Genomic DNA, 18,280 nt, shown 5'->3' on the forward strand with positions numbered 1-18,280 from the left:
AAATCTAGATGCCTAAAAAAAGTATATTTATCTCAGGAATTCACGGTGTAGGAAAAACCACATTTTCAAAACAGCTTGAAAATATTCTTCACTTACCTTTATACAGTGCTAGTACATTAATCAAACGACAAAATAGCGCCCTAGAGTTCCCTGAGAAAAAAATTCAGGATGTAGCTAAGAATCAGGATGTATTGTTACAAGCAATCGAGAATTTTGTCTCTGAAGAAAAATTTATTTTAGATGGCCATTTTACACTGCAAAAGGAAAATTGTGAAATAGTCAAAGTACCCCTTAGTACTTTTGAACAATTAAGTCCAGACTTAATGATTTTACTATTAGACGATCCAGTCAAAATTCAACAAAGAATCAATATACGAAATGACGTTTTTTTTGAACAAGAGTTTTTAAGAAACATGCAGGAAACCGAACTAAGATATTCTCAAGAGATATCGAATCATTTAAATATTCCTTTAGTATGTTTAAATGGTTTCTCAGCATTTGAGCTATTTTTAAAATCAGCAATAAAAGGAGTTATAGAGGATGTCTACAATTAAAAATACAACCAGAGGAGACTTTTTCAAAAAAGACTTCTTTAAAAACATAAATTTATCAGATCCATTTTTTAATACATTAAAAGCAGATTATGCTGAGTTTGAAGATTGGTATAATCGTAAAGGTGACAATGAAGCTTTCTATTATGAAGATGAAGATGGGATTCAAGCTTTTTTATACTTAAAATGTGAAGAAGAAGCACTAATAGATATTTATCCTGAACTTCCTCAAAAAAAACGTATTAAAATTGGTACCCTAAAAATTAATGCACATGGCACCAAATTTGGTGATCGATTTATAAAGAAAGCTATCGATTACGCATTACTAAATAACACAAATCAATTATATGTCACAGTTTTTAGTAAACATCAAGGATTAATAACTCTTCTTAAAAAATATGGTTTTGCTAAACATGGCACTAAAACAACCACCAATGGTATCGAAGAAGTTTTAATAAAAGATATTAATCCCAATAGCTATTCCGAAAATAATTTACCTTCAGAAAACTACCCATTAATATCAAAAAAAGCCAACTCTTGGATATTAGCTATTTATCCAGAATGGCACTCACGTCTATTCCCTGACTCTATTTTATATACAGAAAGAACTGAAGATATAGTAGCCGATGTTTCCTATAGCAATAGTATTGAAAAAGTTTATATCTGCCGAATGTCCGATGTTCAAAAAATTAAAGAATACGATCAATTAGTTATATATAGAACTAAAGAGAGTGGAAAAAATGCAGAATATTCTGCATTAGCATCTTCAATTTGTACAGTTGTAGAAGTAAAATCTAAAGAAGATTTTAACAATGTCGATGAAGTAATTGATTACTGTCTGCCTTATAGTATTTTTACAGAAGAAGAAATCAGACAGCAATACCAATATAAAAATATGTTTGTAATTAAAATGCTCTATTCATATTCTTTACCAAAAAGAGTAATTAGAAAGTATTTAATAGAAGAATGTGGAATTGACAGAAACTCATATTGGGGTATAATTAATTTAACCGAACACCAATTCGGTAAAATATTAGAATTAGGTGACGCCCATGAAGGTATTATTGTCGATTAAACCTGAGTTTGTCGAAAAAATATTCACCGGCGAAAAAAAGTATGAATACAGAAGAAGTATCTTCAAGCAACCAGACATCGAATCTATCATAATTTATTGCACGAAACCTGTCGGAAAAGTAGTTGGTGAGATAACAATTGATTCTATTATCAATTTAAAAATCGACGACCTTTGGGAAAAGACAAAATTAAATTCTGGATTAAGTTATGATTTTTACAAAGAATATTTTCACGATAAAGAAAAAGGATATGCTATCAAAATAGGGAAATTAATTCCATATGAAAAGCCCTTCTTACTTTCAGAACTAGGAGAAAATTTACATCCTCCTCAGTCTTTTCGTTATATAAAATAACCCCACTTCCCAAAAGTGGGGTTTTCTTATATACTCTTAAAGAACATATGTTTGCTTAGGAGATGTAACAATTGAATCATTTAGAAGACTACATTAGTAATTTATATCAAACTATAGGTATACGCGTACCAGAGGAATTAGTGTGTGAAAATCTTTCTTCAAAACTTAATATCGGCCTTTATTACTGGGATGAGAAAAGCCAGGCAGCCACAATACATAACAAACCATTCATTTTTTTAAATCTACATATGCTACCAAATTTCAGATGGCAAATTTTCTGTCACGAGCTTTGTCACATTCTTTTTCATGCTGGTGATCAGATGCAGCTGCCTTCCAGTTTCGTTGAATATCAGGAACGGAAGGCCAATAACTTTGCGCTCCACGCAGCTGTACCTACATTCATGCTAAAAGAAATGGACTTACCTAATGATTATTTTGCCGCTGTAAGAGTGCTGCAAGATACATTTAGTATTAGCCTGACATTCGCTTGTAAGCGATTAGACCATTACATAAACAATCACATCATTCCCCTTCACAAAACCGCACTAGACGAGCCTAAATTGGCACATCACGACTGATTCTAGTTGGTACGATATACGTAATAACAAAAAGGAGGAACTTTTATGGCATCATTTTCAAAATATAAAACGACTAAAGGTGAGTTTTGGATGATTCGTCTCTATTTAACGGATCCCGTCACTTTTGAAAAAAAGCTCACAACTAGACGTGGATTTCATAAACTAAGTGAGGCAAAATTAGCAGCGAAAGAATTAGAGGCAGAAGATTCAAAAGTGAAATTGAATTCAAAAGCGCACTATACGTACCGACAAATGTTTAAAGAGTATGAAGCAGAATATTCTACGCATCTAAAATCTTCTACCGTTTATCGTAAATCTGTTGATTTCAACAAATGGATATTGCCGACTTTTGGCGATAAACGTTTAAAGGACATTACGAAAAAAGAGTGCCAAAATTATATACACCATATGTCTACACAATTAAAATCGTATAAACCGATTGTCATTCAAGCGAGAAATGTATTCGATTTCGCCGTTCGAAACAATTACATTGAGGCTTCCCCTTTCGATAATACAGTCTATCCTAAAAATACTTTTTTCGAGGAAGAAGAAGCTTTAGAGAAATTTTGGACGAAAGAACAATCATTGTATTTTTTAGAGCAAGTCAAAGCGCATGAAAGCTTAAAGCGTTATGCGATGTTCCGTACATTGTTACTTACTGGCATGCGCAAAGGTGAGCTGCTGGCGCTTCAAGAAAAGGATATTGATGATGCTACTCAAAATATCACGATCAATAAAACACTCTTTTATAACAAAGATGGCTCGTATCAATTGCTGAAACCTAAAACGAAAACATCGATACGGGAGCTACATTTAGACGATGAAACATATGCGGTATTGAAAGATCTAATCCGACAAAATAAAAAGCTGCGTCTCCAGTTTGGTGAACGAGCAGAGCACTCGTTCATTTTCATTAAAGAAACATCGTTTGATCCGTTTCGTAATTCATACGTCAATGAAGTGTTAACGAAGCTTTGTAAAAAATATAAGCTGCCACGTATCACTGTACATGGACTTCGTCACTCTTGCGCTTCCCTATTATTTGCTGCAGGTGTAGATGTTAAAGTAGTCCAAAAACTGCTCGGCCATGCGCATATTGAAACGACGATGAACATCTATACACACGTGACTACAGAACAAGTCGAAAAAACGACAGATTTGCTTATAAACTTCTTAAATGAACCGAAAAATATAAGCTCATATAGTCAAAATATAGTCACGAGCGAAAAAAAGCCTTAAAACAGCACAAAAAAAGCCCCCGATTTCTCGGAGGCTTTCTTTATATCTTCATTTTCAGAAGTGCTTCAAACGCTTGCTACACAAGGGTTTGATTAAGCTTCTAATAATAAATCTTCTGGGTTTTCGATTAATTCTTTAACCATTTTTAAGAAACCAACAGATTCTTTACCGTTGATGATACGGTGGTCGTAAGAAAGAGCCACGTACATCATTGGACGAACTTCAACTTCACCGTTTACAGCGATTGGACGTTGTACGATGTTGTGCATACCAAGAATTGCAGCTTGGTCACCGTTGATGATTGGTGTAGACATTAATGAACCGAATACACCACCGTTAGTGATTGTGAATGAACCACCTTCAAGGTCAGATAAAGCTAATTTTTTGTTACGTGCTTTAACAGCTAAATCAGCAATGTCGCCTTCGATTTCAGCGAAGTTTTTACGATCTGTGTCGCGTACGTTTGGTACTACTAAACCGTCTGGAGTTGATACAGCGATACCAACATCAAAGAATTTATTGTAGTGAATTTCTTCGCCAACGATTTTAGCATTTACAGCTGGGTATGCTTTAAGAGCAGCAGTTACAGCTTTTGTGAAGAATGACATGAAGCCTAGTTTAGTACCATCATGTTTTTCCATGAATGCATCTTTTTTGCGTTTACGAAGTGCCATAACGTTTGTCATGTCAATTTCGTTGAATGTTGTTAACATTGCAGTACCTTGAGATACTTCAAGTAAACGGTTAGCAGCTGTTTTTTGACGACGAGTCATTTTAACAACTTCTACACGAGATTCATCTGCAGCTGGTGCAGCTTTTGGTGTTGGTGCTGCAGCTTGTGTTTGAGCTGGAGCTTGTTGTGCAGCTGGGTTATGAGCAGCTACGTCTTGTACGCGTACGCGGCCTTGAGGATCAACTGGGTTGATTGCGCCAAGATCGATACCTTTTTCACGAGCTAATTTACGAGCAGCTGGAGAAGCGATTACGCGACCGTTAGCAGTAGTTTCTTCTACTACTGGTGCAGCTTTTGGCGCTTCTTCTTTTGCTGGTGCTGGTGTTGCTTCTTTAACAGGAGCTTCCTCTTTTGCTGGTGCTGCAGCTGGTGCTGAAGCTGTACCGTTTGGATCTACTTTCGCGATTACAGCGCCTACTTCTACAACGTCGCCTTCTTGCGCAAGGATTTCAACTAATACGCCTGCTTCTTCTGAGATGATTTCAGCGTTTACTTTATCTGTTTCTAGTTCAACGATGAATTCACCTTTCTCAACTGTGTCACCTACGTTTTTAACCCAACGTACGATTTCACCTTCTGTGATAGATTCTGCTAATTCTGGTACGATAATGTCTGCCACTTTAATTTCCTCCTATTCGGTATATCCGAAATTATTTAGATAATGAATCTTCAATTACGATTGCTTGTGCTTCTTTATATGCATCTGCATCGCCTTCTGCTGGAGAAGATAATGCTGGACGACCAATATATTTCACTTCTTGAGCATCTGTAGCTAACTCGCGTAGGTACGGATCTGCAAGGAACCATGAACCCATGTTTTTCGGTTCTTCTTGAGCCCATTTGATTGTTTTTGCATTCGGGAATTTCGCGAATACATCTGCAATTTCTTTTTCTGGGAATGGGTAAAGTTGTTCAACACGTACAAGATGTAAGTGATCGAATCCTTCGCCTTCACCGATTTTTTCTGCAAGATCGATTGCCATTTTACCAGAAGCAAGTACGATATTTTCCACTGCATCAACGTTTTTACCTGTAGTTGGGTGTTCGATGATTGTTTGGAATTTACCAGAAGTTAATTCTTCTACATCAGCAGCTACGATTTGGTTACGTAGAAGTGATTTAGGAGACATCATAACTAATGGACGAACTTCGTCTGTGCCTAAGATAGCAGCTTGTTGACGTAATAAGTGGAAGTAGTTGGCAGCACTTGAAAGCATAACAACTGTCCAGTTATTTTCAGCTGATAATTGTAAGAAACGTTCTAAACGTGCAGATGTATGTTCTGAACCTTGACCCTCTGCAGAGTGTGGTAATGATAATACTAGGCCTGAGCGTACGCCCCATTTAGAGCGAGTAGCTGACACGAAGTTATCAAACATCATTTGCGCCATGTTTGCAAAGTCACCATATTGTGCTTCCCAAATTGTAAGAGCGTCTTCATTTTGTAAGTTGTAACCATATTCGTAACCTACGATTGATGCTTCAGATAATGGGCTGTTAATCGCTGTGAATGAAGCATTTGAGCCTGAAATACCGTGAAGTGGTGTGTACTCGTTACCGTTTTGTTCGTCATGTAGAACAAGGTGACGTTGTGAGAATGTACCACGTTGCGCATCTTGACCAGTAATACGGATTGGGTTGCCATCTTGTAAGATTGTACCGAATGCTAATGTTTCAGCGTGGCCCCAGTCGATTTTACCTTTACCTTGGAATGGATCGCGACGACGGTTTAAGATTTTGTTTAATTTTTTGAATACGTGGAAGTCTTCTGGGAAAGTAAGAAGTTCTTCATTCATTTTTTCAAGACGAGCTTTTTCAACACCTGTTTCAACAAGTTCGTAGCCGTTTGCAACAGCATCTGGCATTGTTAATTCTGAATGTTTACCTGCGCCTTGTTCTTTAATGAAATCAAGGTCAGCTTGTAATTCAGCTTTGATGTCTTTTTGTAATTGTTCAACTTCTGCTTCCGTTACAACGCCTTCTGCAGCTAATTGTTTACCGTATAGCGCACGAACTGTGTCATGTTTATGAACAAGATTGTACATTGCAGGGTTTGTAATCATTGGTTCATCCATTTCATTGTGACCATAACGGCGGTAACCGATTAAGTCTACTAAAATGTCTTTACCGAATTTTTCACGGTATTCAACTGCGAAACGTGCAACTTGTACAACAGCTTCTGGTTCGTCAGCGTTTACGTGGATTACTGGCACTTCGTAACCTTTTGCAGGATCTGAAGAGTAAACAGTAGAACGAGAGTCGAAACGTTCAGTTGTGAAACCAATCATGTTGTTTGCGATGATGTGTACTGAACCGCCTGTACCAAAGCCTTTTGTACGAGAGTAGTTCATTGTTTCTGTTACAACACCTTGACCAGCGAATGCTGCGTCACCATGCACTAAAATAGCTAATGCTTTAGAAGCGTCTTGTACTGGCGCACCAGCTTTAGAAGTATCATCTTGAGCTGCACGAGTTTGACCAGTAACAACTGGGCTAACTACTTCTAAGTGTGATGGATTGTATGCAAGACCGATTGTCGTACCATTCGGCGCTTTGTAAGTAGCACCTAAGTGATATTTCGCATCGTTTGACCAACCTTTTGTCACTTTAAGAGAACCATCTTCAGGAACGAATAATTCTGATGGTACATGAGCAAAGTCAGCAAGCATCATTTTATATGGTTTGTGAACGTTGTGGGTTAACACGTTTAAGCGACCACGGTGAGCCATACCAATTTGGATGTTTTTAACGCCACTCGCTTCAGAACCTTTAATAATTTCTTCGATTAAAACAACTAATGCATCAACGCCTTCAATAGAGAAACGTTTTACACCAACGAATGTTTTGTGAAGGAATTGTTCGAAACCTTCAACTTTGTTTAACATATTTAAAACAGCTTTTTTATCATCATTTGATAGTGGAGCATTTAATGCACCGCTTTCAATTTTAGATTGAATCCATTCACGTTCGTCTTTACCAACAACTTGATTGAATTCGTAAGCGATTTTGTTTGTGTAAATTTCTTTTAAGTAGTTGATTGCATCTAGACCATTGTTCACGTTTGCAGGAACGTTGTTTAATAGTACTGATGCAGGTACTTCACGTAAGTCAGCGTCTGTTAAGTTGTATGCGCTTGTTTCAATACGCGTTGTATCAAGATTTTGGTTGTGTAGAGGGTAAATGTCAGCTGCTAAATGACCGTGTTGACGGATTGCATCTGCTAATTGTACCGCTGCTAATACTTTTTGAATATCGCCTGTATTTGCTGCGCCTGTAGTTGCTACTGCTGCTTGAGCTGTTGTATCAACTGGTGCACCGTATTGTTCAAATAAAGCGACAAGTTCTGCGTCTACTTCTTCTGGGGAAGTTAAGTAAAGATCGTACATATCCATTACATAACCTAGGTTAGGACCTGAAAAAGCAGCCCATGGATTACTGTTTGTCATGAGATTACCTCCAACTATTTTGCCTAAGTGGCACTTCGATTAACAATTTTAAAAATCAAAAAATCCACTATATATTATTACTATTTGTGAACATAGACATAATTTGTCCTATGTTTTACAAACGCTTTCACCATTCAATCTTACTACTCTTCACAAAAAATTCAATAATTTAATTCAAAACTAGCATATTTCATCTTTAACGACTTATTTCGCTAAGAATTAAATGGATTCTTGCACTAAAAAAAGTGGTAGATGAATCGTAAAAGTTGTTCCTTCATTTAATGCGCTCGATACTTCAAGTGTTCCATCGTATTTATCAATAAGCATTTTGACGATACTTAGGCCAAGACCTGTTCCACCATGCTCTCTCGAACGCGCTTTATCAACACGATAAAAGCGTTCAAATATATGCTCTAAAGATTCTGGCGACATCCCTATCCCATTGTCTTCGATTACGATTGTGCAATTGTTCAAATCAAATGTCAAGTAAATGTTAATGCTAGGTATAGAAGAAGTGTATCGAACAGCATTTTGCAATATATTATGCAAAATTTGGCGATATGCATTTTCTGAAATCATAACGCGAACATTATGAAAGTCTTCATTATAATGAAGATTTATTTCAGCATTTGGTGCAATTGTTTTCATTTCTTTCATAACAATCTCCGTTTGTTCAGCAACAATGGCACCTTGCGAAATATCTTTTGCCTCATGCCGTGCTAGTTCTAATAATTCTTCTATTAATTGTTTCATCCTTCTTACTTCATCAATCGATGTCATAAGTGATTCATTTAAAACTTCCGGATCGTCTTTTCCCCAACGCTGAATCATCGACAAATGCCCTTCTAATACTTGAATCGGTGTACGCAATTCATGACTAGCGTCTGAAATAAACCGTTGCTGCTGTAAAAAAGCACTTTCTAATTCTGTCATCATTTGTTTATAAACTTTTACTAAGTCCCCAATCTCATCCTGACTATCGACAGTGACTTGAATAGGCGCTTCAAAACGATGTGCTGCTACACGCTTCATATCTGAAGACAATCGTTTTAATGGTTGTAATAAGAGCGTTGCGAGCGCCGAACTAATAAACCACGAAGCAATTAATGCAATAAGCCCCATCAATAACATCGACGTCAAAATATACTTCATTAGCGAAGCAAGTGATGTTAATGGGTGTGTTAATTGTAAATAGCCATCAAAATTTCCTAGTCGTAAATGTCCTATCGCCACAAAGCTGTCTGCGCCATCAACTTTCACTTGTTGTATCGTATACCCTTTTAGCGGGATATTTTGCGGTAAATCTGGAATTTCCTCACTTGTATTATTTAAACGAAGGATTTCAATTCCGTCAGTATTTAAAATACGGACCGTTTGATCCTTATCTACAATCGAATTCATCAAGCCCGTATTATGTTGCATCTCATTGATTGTCAGATTACTTCCTCTCGTTTCAAAAAATGCTGTTAAATCATCCATAGAGCGTGTCACAGAAGTTTTTTCTTCATTTAGAAGCCAACTATTAATCGCGATGTATAAAATGACACACACGAGCGCAAAACTAATAAATAAGACACTTGCAGATGTAAGTGCCCATTTGCGTTTTAATGTCAGTCGATGCCAATATGCGGTTAGTTTTTTCATTCGCGCATCACATATCCTACACCACGTACAGTTTCAATCGTATTAGCGGGTAATTTCGCACGTAAATGCCGAATATAAACATCAACTACATTTGTTTCTACATCCGTATCGTAGCCCCAAACATTTTCTAAAATAATTTCTCGTGTACATACTTTATTTTTTGAACGCATTAATAAATGTAATAAATCAAATTCTGTTTTCGTTAAACGAATTGGCTCTCCATTAACAGTTGCCGTATAGGCGGTTTCATCTAAAATAATATTTTTAAGCGCTAATGTATCATGCTCGGTACTAGTCGTTGTACGACGTAGTGCAGAACGAATACGTGCTAATAACTCCTCTATCGCAAATGGTTTAACCAAATAATCATCTGCTCCTGCGTCAAGCCCTGCTACTCGGTCCATTACAGCATCTCTCGCTGTAATCAAAAGAATAGGGACTGAAGACTGTGCTCGCACACGGCGGCACACTTCAATCCCATTTAATTCTGGTAGCATAACATCTAATAAAAGCACATCAAATTCTTTCTCTAATGCCGCTTCTAAGCCACTTCGTCCATCATAGCAAACCGTTACATCATATCCCTCATGTTTCAGCTCTAACTCGACAAAGCGCGCGATGCTCTTCTCATCTTCGACTAATAAAATCGACTTTTCCATTACGCTACCTCCCTATTCAATTAATTCGACGCAAAACGGTAGGAATCTTTTCCACTCACATTTTTCGCCAAATACAATGCACTATCTGCTTTTTCTAATAATAACTCAACCGATGTTCCGTGCTGTGGATAAACGGCAATGCCAATTGATGATGTCGGCGCAAAATGGTTTCCCGCAATATCCCAACCTTTTCGTAACACCTGTTGAATGCGTTCAATTGTCGCTAAAATCTGTTGCTCACATACCGCTTCCTCTAACGACATATGCGTTAATAGCACGACAAACTCATCTCCGCCAATGCGACAAACAAAATCTGAATCTCGTAAACTTCGCTTCAGTGCGCGTCCAAATTCGCGGATAAATTCATCCCCAACATCATGACCGTACACATCATTTATCGCCTTAAAATTGTCGCCATCAATATACATTGCGACAATCGACTGTTGTCTTTCCTTCGCTTCTTGTTCAAGCTTTTCACATTGCAAGGATAAATAGCGTCTATTAGGTAAAAGCGTCAGCGCATCATGGTATGCTAAAAAGCGTAATTCTTCTTCTTTTTGTTTACGCTGTGTGATTTCACGAGCGATTGTCACGTATTGATACACTTCCTCACGAACCGGGTCTTGTACGCCTGTAATATAAGCTTCGGTCCATAGGGTCTCCCCAAATTTAGAAACCATTTCTAATTCCACATTTGCCTCTTCTTCATTATTCAACGTTTGGACAATTTCGCGTTTTAATACTTCTGAACTTTCAGCCGTTAAAATATCTGAATAAAATTTACCGATGAGCTTTTCTTTTTCATACCCTAGACGCTCTTTATGATTCGGTGAGGCATATAGAATAATACCGTCTTCATTTGTTATTGTAATAAAATCATTTGTATTCTCAGTAATTAAATTAAATGTTTTTTCGATATTTTGTAAGCTCGACATTAAAGCTCGCCGCTCGGTCACATCAATGCAAACCGACACAAAGTTTTTAATGTCTGCATTTTTATCAAGTACTGGCACAATCGTTGTATGTGCCCAGTAATATGTTCCTCGTTTTGTACGATTACAGATTTCTCCTTGCCAAATTGCACCACGTTTAATGGTTGTCCACATATCTTCATAAAATTCGCTTGTATGTCGACGCGAATTTAATATAGCATTTGTTTGGCCAAGAAGTTCTTCACAGCTATATCCTGATAATTGTTGATAGCCTTCACTAACATATTCAATAATGCCTTCTGTATCTGTAATACAAAAGTTTGAGGCTGCAGCTAATGCTTGTTTATAACCTTCTAATAAAAAATTTGTCTCTTTTAACGTAGCTTCTAAATGCTGTGCATCATTTTGTTCAATCCATTCTAAAGATACTGCTACTATCTCATCTTCCATTACAATAGGTGTCATTAAAATCGTGTAATTGATACGGGTATTATAAATCCAATTCATTGACACCACTTCTTGGTGACTTCCTTCAAAAAGCGGTTGAAGGTGTTCTTCACACAATTTAATCAACTGACGTTCTTCCTCATTACGTGGCTTTAAATGCGTTCCTATAACCGTTTCTGGGACTGAAAAAACTTCTGAAAAAACACGATTTATTTTTAAAACTTGGCCGGTACGTGATGCTACAATCATTGGATTATGCTGTTTTAAAAACAATGTAGATAAGAAATGTTGCTCCTCCTCTAACACTTTATGAGAAGACATTTCTTTTGAAACGGCCAATACATATTGTTCTTGCTCAATGAAAACTGGCCATACAGTTGTTTCATTCGTATGCTTTGTATCTGCAAATAAATAAAAATCCCGATAGATAATTTGGCGATTCTCTTTAATTGCTTTCTCATAATTTTCTACAATAACGTCACTTTTATTATGGTTCAACCCAGACATTCCTAGCTCACAACCGATTGGTGACTGTTTAAAAATTGCCACTCCTGCTGGATTCACATATCTATATTCATAGGTGAATGGTGCTGTTCGTTTCATAAAGAAAACGAGTTGTGTACAATGCTCATAAAGTGCCGCCATTTGCTGTTCAATCGACAGAACACCCATTTTCAATGTCTCCCTTTTTCTTTTGCCATTTTTAAGCGAGTGCTGACAACTTACTTGCCGTAAAATCGATTAATGCTTGATAAGCATGTTGCTCATTCGTTTCACGGTCTTTATTTAATGTCCATTTATCATTTACGTGTTCAAACGAATAATGTGCTATAAAGGTTGCATTCCCTATTAAACGCAAATGATATTCCCCGTTGTTATTTTTCACTTCACATTTAACAAACCCACCAGGATTAAAGACGGTAATTGTGCCTTCTTCAACAAGATGTAATAATGTAGCGACAAGTGCAGAGGCTGTCATTGCTGTTCCACAAGCATTTGTAAATCCAACACCACGTTCAAATGTACGAACATAAATTTCTTGTTGACCGATTGGATACATATAGCTAACATTCACGCCATCTGGTGTATAATCATTTTCGCCATTTAACATCGATGCAAGTTGTTGTTGGTGGGCAGCAGATAAAATTTCTTCTTTTGATACAAGTCCGATTAAATGCGGATTAGGCACCGATACGGCTGTAAAACGGATATCCATTGAGAATGGTGGAATGCATTCATCAATTAATGTGTGCTGCGCATTATAATTCATCGGTAATGTAGCCAACTCAAATGAAACTGGTGCAATCTGCACTGCATATGTAGGTATGTCATTCATTAATGAAGGTTCCTCTGTTACGAGTAAATTCGCTTTCATCGTTTCAATAATGCATGATTTTTTATTTTCACGTTCTAAGACGTAGCGTGCTACACAGCGTAATCCATTCCCACACATCGATGCTTCCGAACCATCTGCATTAATCACCCGCATCTTTGCTGTTCCAACATTTGAAGGGGCAACTAATAGTAAACCATCTGCACCGCCATCATTACTTTTTCGGCATAACCATTCACCGAATTTAAACCAATCCATTGCCGTTTCATCTGCTGTTTCATATAAATAAAATGTATTGCCTGAACCGTGTACTTTTAATAAATTTTCTACCATTGTTTACCCCCTACTTTCCTTATGTCTAATGATAATAGGAAATGTAGTTTCATACAACTAACTTCTTTTTCATTAATGCCAGAAAAATACAATTTTCATATAATTGAATAGGTGTATTTAGGCGAAAAAACGAACATTTCTATGTTTGTAGTCCTATTTATTGTCTATTTAACGCCTTTTTTTATTTTTTTCAGTGAATTGGTATACTTTTTGCCTGTTACGGGTATATAACTATGTGGGTGTTTACTGTAACACCTCACATCTACCACAGGATTCTTCATCGTATAACAAATACACTTTCCTGTCACAAAAGAGCATTTTTTGCTAATTTAATCTATTTTTTTATATTCAAATCTATATTTTTTTATTATAATCTAAATAGAAACATCGCATAGCAAAATATGCTAGCTATGTTTGAGATTTTCACTATAATTAAATAGAATTTTAGAAGGCAAATGGTGCGCCACTAACATTCGTTAGTTTTAGCGGGTTCGATTCCCGTCCTGAAATTTTTTGTTTTAAAATTTTCTGATGACTAGATCATCTTAAAGGAGGCGTTCTTCATGTTAAAAAAACGTGAACTGCACGAGTCTGCAGAACTATTTGAGCTTATGACACATCCTGAGGTATTCCCGTATGTACGGCAAAAAGCACATTCTGCTGAGGAATTTGCTTTTATGACTCGACAATTAATGGTAGAAGAGCACTTTGGTAAAACAGTCTCTCGTACAATTACAGATGATTGGGGCAAACCAATTGGTGTAATTGCTTTATTCGACGTTGCAGATGGTGCAGGATTCCTAGGAACTTGGATTGGTAAGCCTTATCAAGGTAAAGGCTACAACCAAAAAGCAAAAGTAGAATTTTTCAAAGAGTTATTCTTCGAATTAGGATTCCAAACAGTGTTTATGAAAGTTCGAAAAGTGAACAAGCAGTCACAGCGTGCTGTTGAAAAACTGGGATACGCAATTGACGCAAAAGAGTTACACCCAGCGCTATATGCACAAGTAAATAGCGGTGACATCCCATTTGAATTATTCAAAGTAGACAAAGATAACTTCTATCTATATCTTGCTACACAAACAAACGAGGAGGAACAAGCAATCTAATGGATACCACAAGCGAAATTACCCCGACCTAAAGGCAGCTCCCTAGCAATTATGCGACGTGAGCTGCCTTTTATAATGCAAAAAAGAGATTAGAAATTTTCCTAATCTCTCACGTTATATGCTATTATTTCTTTTTAACATATTGCAAAATTAAATGCATCATATCATCTGGTAATTTTGGTTTTTCTGCCTCTTGCATCGCCTTCATTAAAACAGGCTCTTTATCACGTAGCTCATGCACGGCTGTTAAGAACGTTTCTTTGTTAACAGATTCTTCTTCTAAAACCAAAGCCAAGCCTTGTGATTTAAATAATCGTGCATTTAAAATTTGGTCTCCGCGTGATTGTGCAGCTGATAATGGAATTAATAACATTGGTTTTTCTAATGCTAAAAATTCAAAGATTGAGTTAGAACCAGCACGTGAAATAATATAATCTGATGCATACAATAAGTTTGGTAACTCTGTTGTGACATAATCAAATTGTTTATAACCTGCTAAAATATCTAATTTTGGCTCTAAATTTCCTTTACCACATAAATGAATAATATTATACGTTTTAAGTAATTCTTCTAAATTTGCGCGTACAGCATCATTAATAAATTTAGAACCTAGTGAACCACCCATAATCATAATCGTTGGTTTATTGTTTGAGAAACCACAATATTGTAACCCTGATTCACGATTTCCTGAAAATAGGGCTGGTCGAATAACCGAACCCGTACAGGTTGATTTTTCAGTTGGAACATATTTTAACGTTTCTTTAAACACCGTAAAAATATGTGATGCAAATGGTAATGCTAATTTATTCGCTAAGCCTGGCGTCACATCTGACTCATGCGCCACAACAGGAATACCTGCCATTTTCGCAGCCATTACGACCGGTACCGATACGAAACCACCTTTTGAAAAAATAATTTGTGGTTTCACCTTGCGTAAAATAGCAGATGCTTGTGCAATACCGGCTAATACACGGAACGGATCTGAAAAGTTTTTCGTTGAAAAATAACGACGCAATTTACCACTTGAAATCGCATGATATGCAATTTGTGGAAATGCCTGTGGAATAATTTCTTTTTCTATGCCTTCTTTTGAACCGATATAATGTACTTCATATCCTGCTTCTAAAAAAGATGGAATAATCGCTTGGTTAAGCGATACGTGGCCCGCTGTTCCGCCACCTGTAAAAACGATGGTTTTTTTCATAATCTATATAAACGCTCCTATCACTATTAACGAATCAATTTAATAACCTCGTCATTATACACCTCTTACAACAAAATGCACTTATTCTGACAAAATTATTATCACAGCTTTCATTGTAGCATAGTAAAAGCACGAAAAAAAAGAGTCGCATGGCTCGCGACTCTTTTTTATTACATTGTTCGGCCTAATAACGGAATCTGATCAACGCCATCCCCAATAATTACGAGATTCGGCTCCATCTTCATATATTCAGGAAGCCATTGTGTTAATCCATATGCATATTGGAAGAGCATCGGATGACTATTGCCTTCAATCGGCACATAGCCTTTCATACGATAAATCGTTTCTGGCAGTGAACGTACCCAGTCCTCTACTTCTTCCATTGTATAGCTTTCTCCTTCGCCAAAGTGAAGTAAGCGCGAGCTTAAATGTAAATGATGACCAAGATCCGCTTTTTGCACATCACCAGTTGCTGTTGCACGCATTCTTTCAATATACGTAAATGGAACATTAGCATTCACTGTTTGTAAAATCGGTGCATGACTATTTAAGTTTTGCATTTCAAATGTTACTTGCGCTAATTCTTCTGGTGTTAATAAATCAGATTTATTGGCTAAAATTAAATGTGCATGGCGAATTTGTTCAAGGAATAATGAGCGCGTTTGAGGCGTCATGTCATTGCGATGTAACCAGCGCTTGCTATCGGCTACTGTAATAATCCCTTTAATATTTAAGTCATTGGCAAAAAGAGGTGAATAGACAGCATCTAGTGCTTCTACTGGATGAGCTGCACCTGTTGTTTCAATTAATAATACATCCCAGTCCGATTCTGCTAGTAGCGATTGCACTTGCGCTTCTGTTTTTTCAGCACCCGAGCAACAAATACAGCCATTTAACATTTCTTTTAATGGAACTCCTTCTTCAACAGCTTGCGAATCAAAGTTCAGTTCCCCTAGTTCGTTCATAATTACAGCTGGTTTTAATCCGTGTGCTTTCAATTCGCCAATAAAATTCGCTAATAGCGTTGTTTTACCGCTTCCTAAAAAGCCACTTAATAAATAAACATCTTTCATTTGAATATCCTCCAATTAGAAAAAGAGCTGCCGAAGCAGCTCTTTTTACGATTATTTTGCTTCTTTCACAACGATACTATGTGCTTTTTTCAACTGTGGATCATCTTTTTTAATTTTCTTACGGAGTTGATTCATTAGTTCTGTTGTTGTTTCACCTGTTAATGTACCCGTCACGTTTAAATCATGCTCTTGTTGGAAAGCCTGAACAGCTAATAATGTATTATAGTCATATAAGCCATCTACTGTTCCAACCGTATAACCAAGTGCTTCAAACATTTTTTCTGCTACCTTCACCGTATCTGACACATCACCTTGTTTTAATGTTTTTGTCGTATCAATATACGGTAAATTTGCGTAAGAAGGATACTTCACTTTTACATTTGGCTTAATACCTTTTTCATGAATCCAATTACCATCTGGCGTTAACCATTTAGCTGTTGTATATTTCAATGTGGCACCATCTGATAAATCTTCTACCGTCTGAACAGTTCCTTTACCAAATGTCTTCTCACCAATGATTTTAACATTTGCAGACTCATTTACTGCACCCGCTAAAATTTCCGATGCAGAGGCACTACCACCATCAACTAAAATCGTCGTCGGCACCGTTACTTTACGACCATCTTGTGCTGAAGCAACATTTTTCTCTCCATCACGATTCTCTACTTGAACTACTGGTTTTCCAGTCGCTACAAACAGACTAGCAATATTAATCGCGACATCAAGACGACCACCTGGATTTTGACGTACGTCTAATACTAACCCTTTCATCCCTTTCGCTTCCATCTCATCTAATTTTTCTAATAATTCTTTGTACGTATCTTCAGAAAAACTTGTAATTTGGATATGTGCTACTTTATTTTTCATCATTGAAGCGTAAACTGTCTCAACTGGAATTTCATCGCGAACGAGTGTAATCTTATGTAGATTTTTCGAATCGCCCCTTTGGAATTCTATTTTCACTTTTGTTCCTTTTTCACCACGAATTAATTTAACTGCTTGATCCGCTGTTTTTCCAACAATGGATTTTCCATCTACTGTTTTAATAATATCATTGGGTTTAATGCCCGCTTTTTCAGCTGGAGAGTTTTTGATTGGTGACACGACAACAATTTGACCGTCCTTTTCTTGAATCTCTGCACCAATCCCTTCAAAACTAGAAGAAATTTGTTCATTAAATTGCTTTGCTTCTTCTTTAGGCATATAAGTAGAATATGGATCGCCTAATGCGTTAATCATACCTTCCATTGCACCCTCAGCCAATTTTTCTTCATCTACTTCTTTAAAGTATTTTTTATCGAGTTCATCATACACATCTAATACTTTTTGAAATTGTGGATGTGTACTTGAATTTGTTCGCACTTCAACCATTTTTCCTTCACCAAAAGTTAATGCCAAAATTGTAATTCCTGATGTACTAATAATCAGTACAATAATTAGCATAATAAGTGTAAATGGCTTCATGCGAACATATTTTTTTGCAGGTTTTACTTCGTTGTCATGCTGTTCTTCGTTTTGCGATTTTTTTTCGTCCAATTTCTTTCACCACTTTCACTATTCAAACGTTTGCAC

Annotated in this window: 15 protein-coding genes; 6 read left to right on the top strand and 9 right to left on the bottom strand. The window is 36.7% G+C overall.

The genetic code is table 11. The features are described from left to right. Positions 1–8: 8 nt before the first annotated feature. From QI30_RS09095 to QI30_RS09115, 5 genes are all read left to right on the top strand, one after another. A complete protein-coding gene (locus tag QI30_RS09095; RefSeq protein ID WP_126990603.1) occupies positions 9–554 on the top strand; it encodes an ATP-binding protein in 546 nt (181 codons plus the stop codon). After that, positions 541–1,626: an N-acetyltransferase gene (locus tag QI30_RS09100; RefSeq protein ID WP_126990604.1), complete on the top strand. Its 1,086-nt coding sequence runs from the start codon at positions 541–543 to the stop codon at positions 1,624–1,626. The genes QI30_RS09095 and QI30_RS09100 overlap by 14 nt, the downstream gene beginning before the upstream one ends. Further along, entirely contained in the window at positions 1,604–1,978 is a 375-nt protein-coding gene (locus QI30_RS09105) for an ASCH domain-containing protein (RefSeq protein ID WP_126990605.1), read from the top strand. The genes QI30_RS09100 and QI30_RS09105 overlap by 23 nt, the downstream gene beginning before the upstream one ends. 71 nt (positions 1,979–2,049) lie before the next feature. Next, positions 2,050–2,556, top strand: coding sequence for an ImmA/IrrE family metallo-endopeptidase (locus tag QI30_RS09110; RefSeq protein ID WP_126990606.1), 507 nt, complete (start codon positions 2,050–2,052; stop codon positions 2,554–2,556). Positions 2,557–2,601: 45 nt separating this feature from the next. Next, the gene (locus tag QI30_RS09115; protein ID WP_126990607.1) at positions 2,602–3,795 is read left to right on the top strand and encodes a site-specific integrase; all 1,194 of its coding nucleotides are present in this window, start codon (positions 2,602–2,604) and stop codon (positions 3,793–3,795) included. Between the two features lie 92 nt (positions 3,796–3,887). On the opposite strand, the gene odhB is transcribed toward QI30_RS09115, so the two are convergent. The 6 genes from odhB to dapF form a co-directional block, all read right to left on the bottom strand. Further along, on the bottom strand, positions 3,888–5,147 hold the full coding sequence (gene odhB, locus QI30_RS09120; protein WP_126990608.1) for a 2-oxoglutarate dehydrogenase complex dihydrolipoyllysine-residue succinyltransferase: 1,260 nt from the start codon (positions 5,145–5,147) through the stop codon (positions 3,888–3,890). A 31-nt stretch (positions 5,148–5,178) separates the two neighbouring features. Next, positions 5,179–7,974 carry a 2-oxoglutarate dehydrogenase E1 component gene (locus QI30_RS09125; protein WP_126990609.1) on the bottom strand — a complete coding sequence of 932 codons (2,796 nt, stop codon included), beginning with the start codon at positions 7,972–7,974 and terminating at the stop codon, positions 5,179–5,181. Between the two features lie 219 nt (positions 7,975–8,193). Next, complete coding sequence (locus QI30_RS09130) at positions 8,194–9,618, bottom strand: sensor histidine kinase (protein WP_158621020.1); 1,425 nt, start codon at positions 9,616–9,618, stop codon at positions 8,194–8,196. Continuing rightward, the gene (locus QI30_RS09135) at positions 9,615–10,277 is read right to left on the bottom strand and encodes a response regulator transcription factor (protein ID WP_126990610.1); all 663 of its coding nucleotides are present in this window, start codon (positions 10,275–10,277) and stop codon (positions 9,615–9,617) included. Before QI30_RS09135 ends, QI30_RS09130 begins: the two co-directional genes overlap by 4 nt. A 20-nt stretch (positions 10,278–10,297) precedes the next feature. Further along, entirely contained in the window at positions 10,298–12,328 is a 2,031-nt protein-coding gene (locus QI30_RS09140) for a diguanylate cyclase domain-containing protein (RefSeq protein WP_126990611.1), read from the bottom strand. Positions 12,329–12,359: 31 nt separating this feature from the next. Then, positions 12,360–13,322, bottom strand: a complete 963-nt coding sequence (gene dapF, locus QI30_RS09145) for a diaminopimelate epimerase (protein WP_020189756.1) — start codon at positions 13,320–13,322, stop codon at positions 12,360–12,362. A gap of 563 nt (positions 13,323–13,885) precedes the next feature. Between dapF and QI30_RS09150 the strand changes: the two genes are divergently transcribed. Beyond that, positions 13,886–14,431 (top strand): GNAT family N-acetyltransferase, encoded by a 546-nt coding sequence (locus tag QI30_RS09150; RefSeq protein ID WP_020189755.1) that lies wholly within the window; start codon positions 13,886–13,888, stop codon positions 14,429–14,431. A 124-nt stretch (positions 14,432–14,555) separates the two neighbouring features. On the opposite strand, the gene QI30_RS09155 is transcribed toward QI30_RS09150, so the two are convergent. The 3 genes from QI30_RS09155 to QI30_RS09165 all read right to left on the bottom strand — a co-directional run bounded on the left by QI30_RS09155 (position 14,556) and on the right by QI30_RS09165 (position 18,244). Further along, positions 14,556–15,638: an undecaprenyldiphospho-muramoylpentapeptide beta-N-acetylglucosaminyltransferase gene (locus tag QI30_RS09155; RefSeq protein WP_126990612.1), complete on the bottom strand. Its 1,083-nt coding sequence runs from the start codon at positions 15,636–15,638 to the stop codon at positions 14,556–14,558. Between the two features lie 167 nt (positions 15,639–15,805). Continuing rightward, positions 15,806–16,708: a CobW family GTP-binding protein gene (locus QI30_RS09160; protein WP_126990613.1), complete on the bottom strand. Its 903-nt coding sequence runs from the start codon at positions 16,706–16,708 to the stop codon at positions 15,806–15,808. A 51-nt stretch (positions 16,709–16,759) separates the two neighbouring features. Further along, a complete protein-coding gene (locus QI30_RS09165; RefSeq protein WP_126990614.1) occupies positions 16,760–18,244 on the bottom strand; it encodes a S41 family peptidase in 1,485 nt (494 codons plus the stop codon). Positions 18,245–18,280 lie beyond the last annotated feature (36 nt).

Source organism: Candidatus Kurthia intestinigallinarum (genome assembly GCF_003991225.1).
Classification (GTDB): domain Bacteria; phylum Bacillota; class Bacilli; order Bacillales_A; family Planococcaceae; genus Kurthia; species Kurthia populi.

Excerpts from the sequence above, each read along its gene's own strand:
- QI30_RS09100 (WP_126990604.1), top strand. The coding sequence starts at position 541 with ATGTCTACAATTAAAAATACAACCAGAGGAGACTTTTTCAAAAAAGAC.
- QI30_RS09150 (WP_020189755.1), top strand. The coding sequence starts at position 13,886 with ATGTTAAAAAAACGTGAACTGCACGAGTCTGCAGAACTATTTGAGCTT.
- QI30_RS09130 (WP_158621020.1), bottom strand. The coding sequence starts at position 9,618 with ATGAAAAAACTAACCGCATATTGGCATCGACTGACATTAAAACGCAAA.
- QI30_RS09135 (WP_126990610.1), bottom strand. The coding sequence starts at position 10,277 with ATGGAAAAGTCGATTTTATTAGTCGAAGATGAGAAGAGCATCGCGCGC.
- QI30_RS09140 (WP_126990611.1), bottom strand. The coding sequence starts at position 12,328 with ATGGGTGTTCTGTCGATTGAACAGCAAATGGCGGCACTTTATGAGCAT.
- QI30_RS09125 (WP_126990609.1), bottom strand. The coding sequence starts at position 7,974 with ATGACAAACAGTAATCCATGGGCTGCTTTTTCAGGTCCTAACCTAGGT.
- QI30_RS09160 (WP_126990613.1), bottom strand. The coding sequence starts at position 16,708 with ATGAAAGATGTTTATTTATTAAGTGGCTTTTTAGGAAGCGGTAAAACA.
- QI30_RS09095 (WP_126990603.1), top strand. The coding sequence starts at position 9 with ATGCCTAAAAAAAGTATATTTATCTCAGGAATTCACGGTGTAGGAAAA.
- dapF (WP_020189756.1), bottom strand. The coding sequence starts at position 13,322 with ATGGTAGAAAATTTATTAAAAGTACACGGTTCAGGCAATACATTTTAT.
- QI30_RS09115 (WP_126990607.1), top strand. The coding sequence starts at position 2,602 with ATGGCATCATTTTCAAAATATAAAACGACTAAAGGTGAGTTTTGGATG.
- QI30_RS09105 (WP_126990605.1), top strand. The coding sequence starts at position 1,604 with ATGAAGGTATTATTGTCGATTAAACCTGAGTTTGTCGAAAAAATATTC.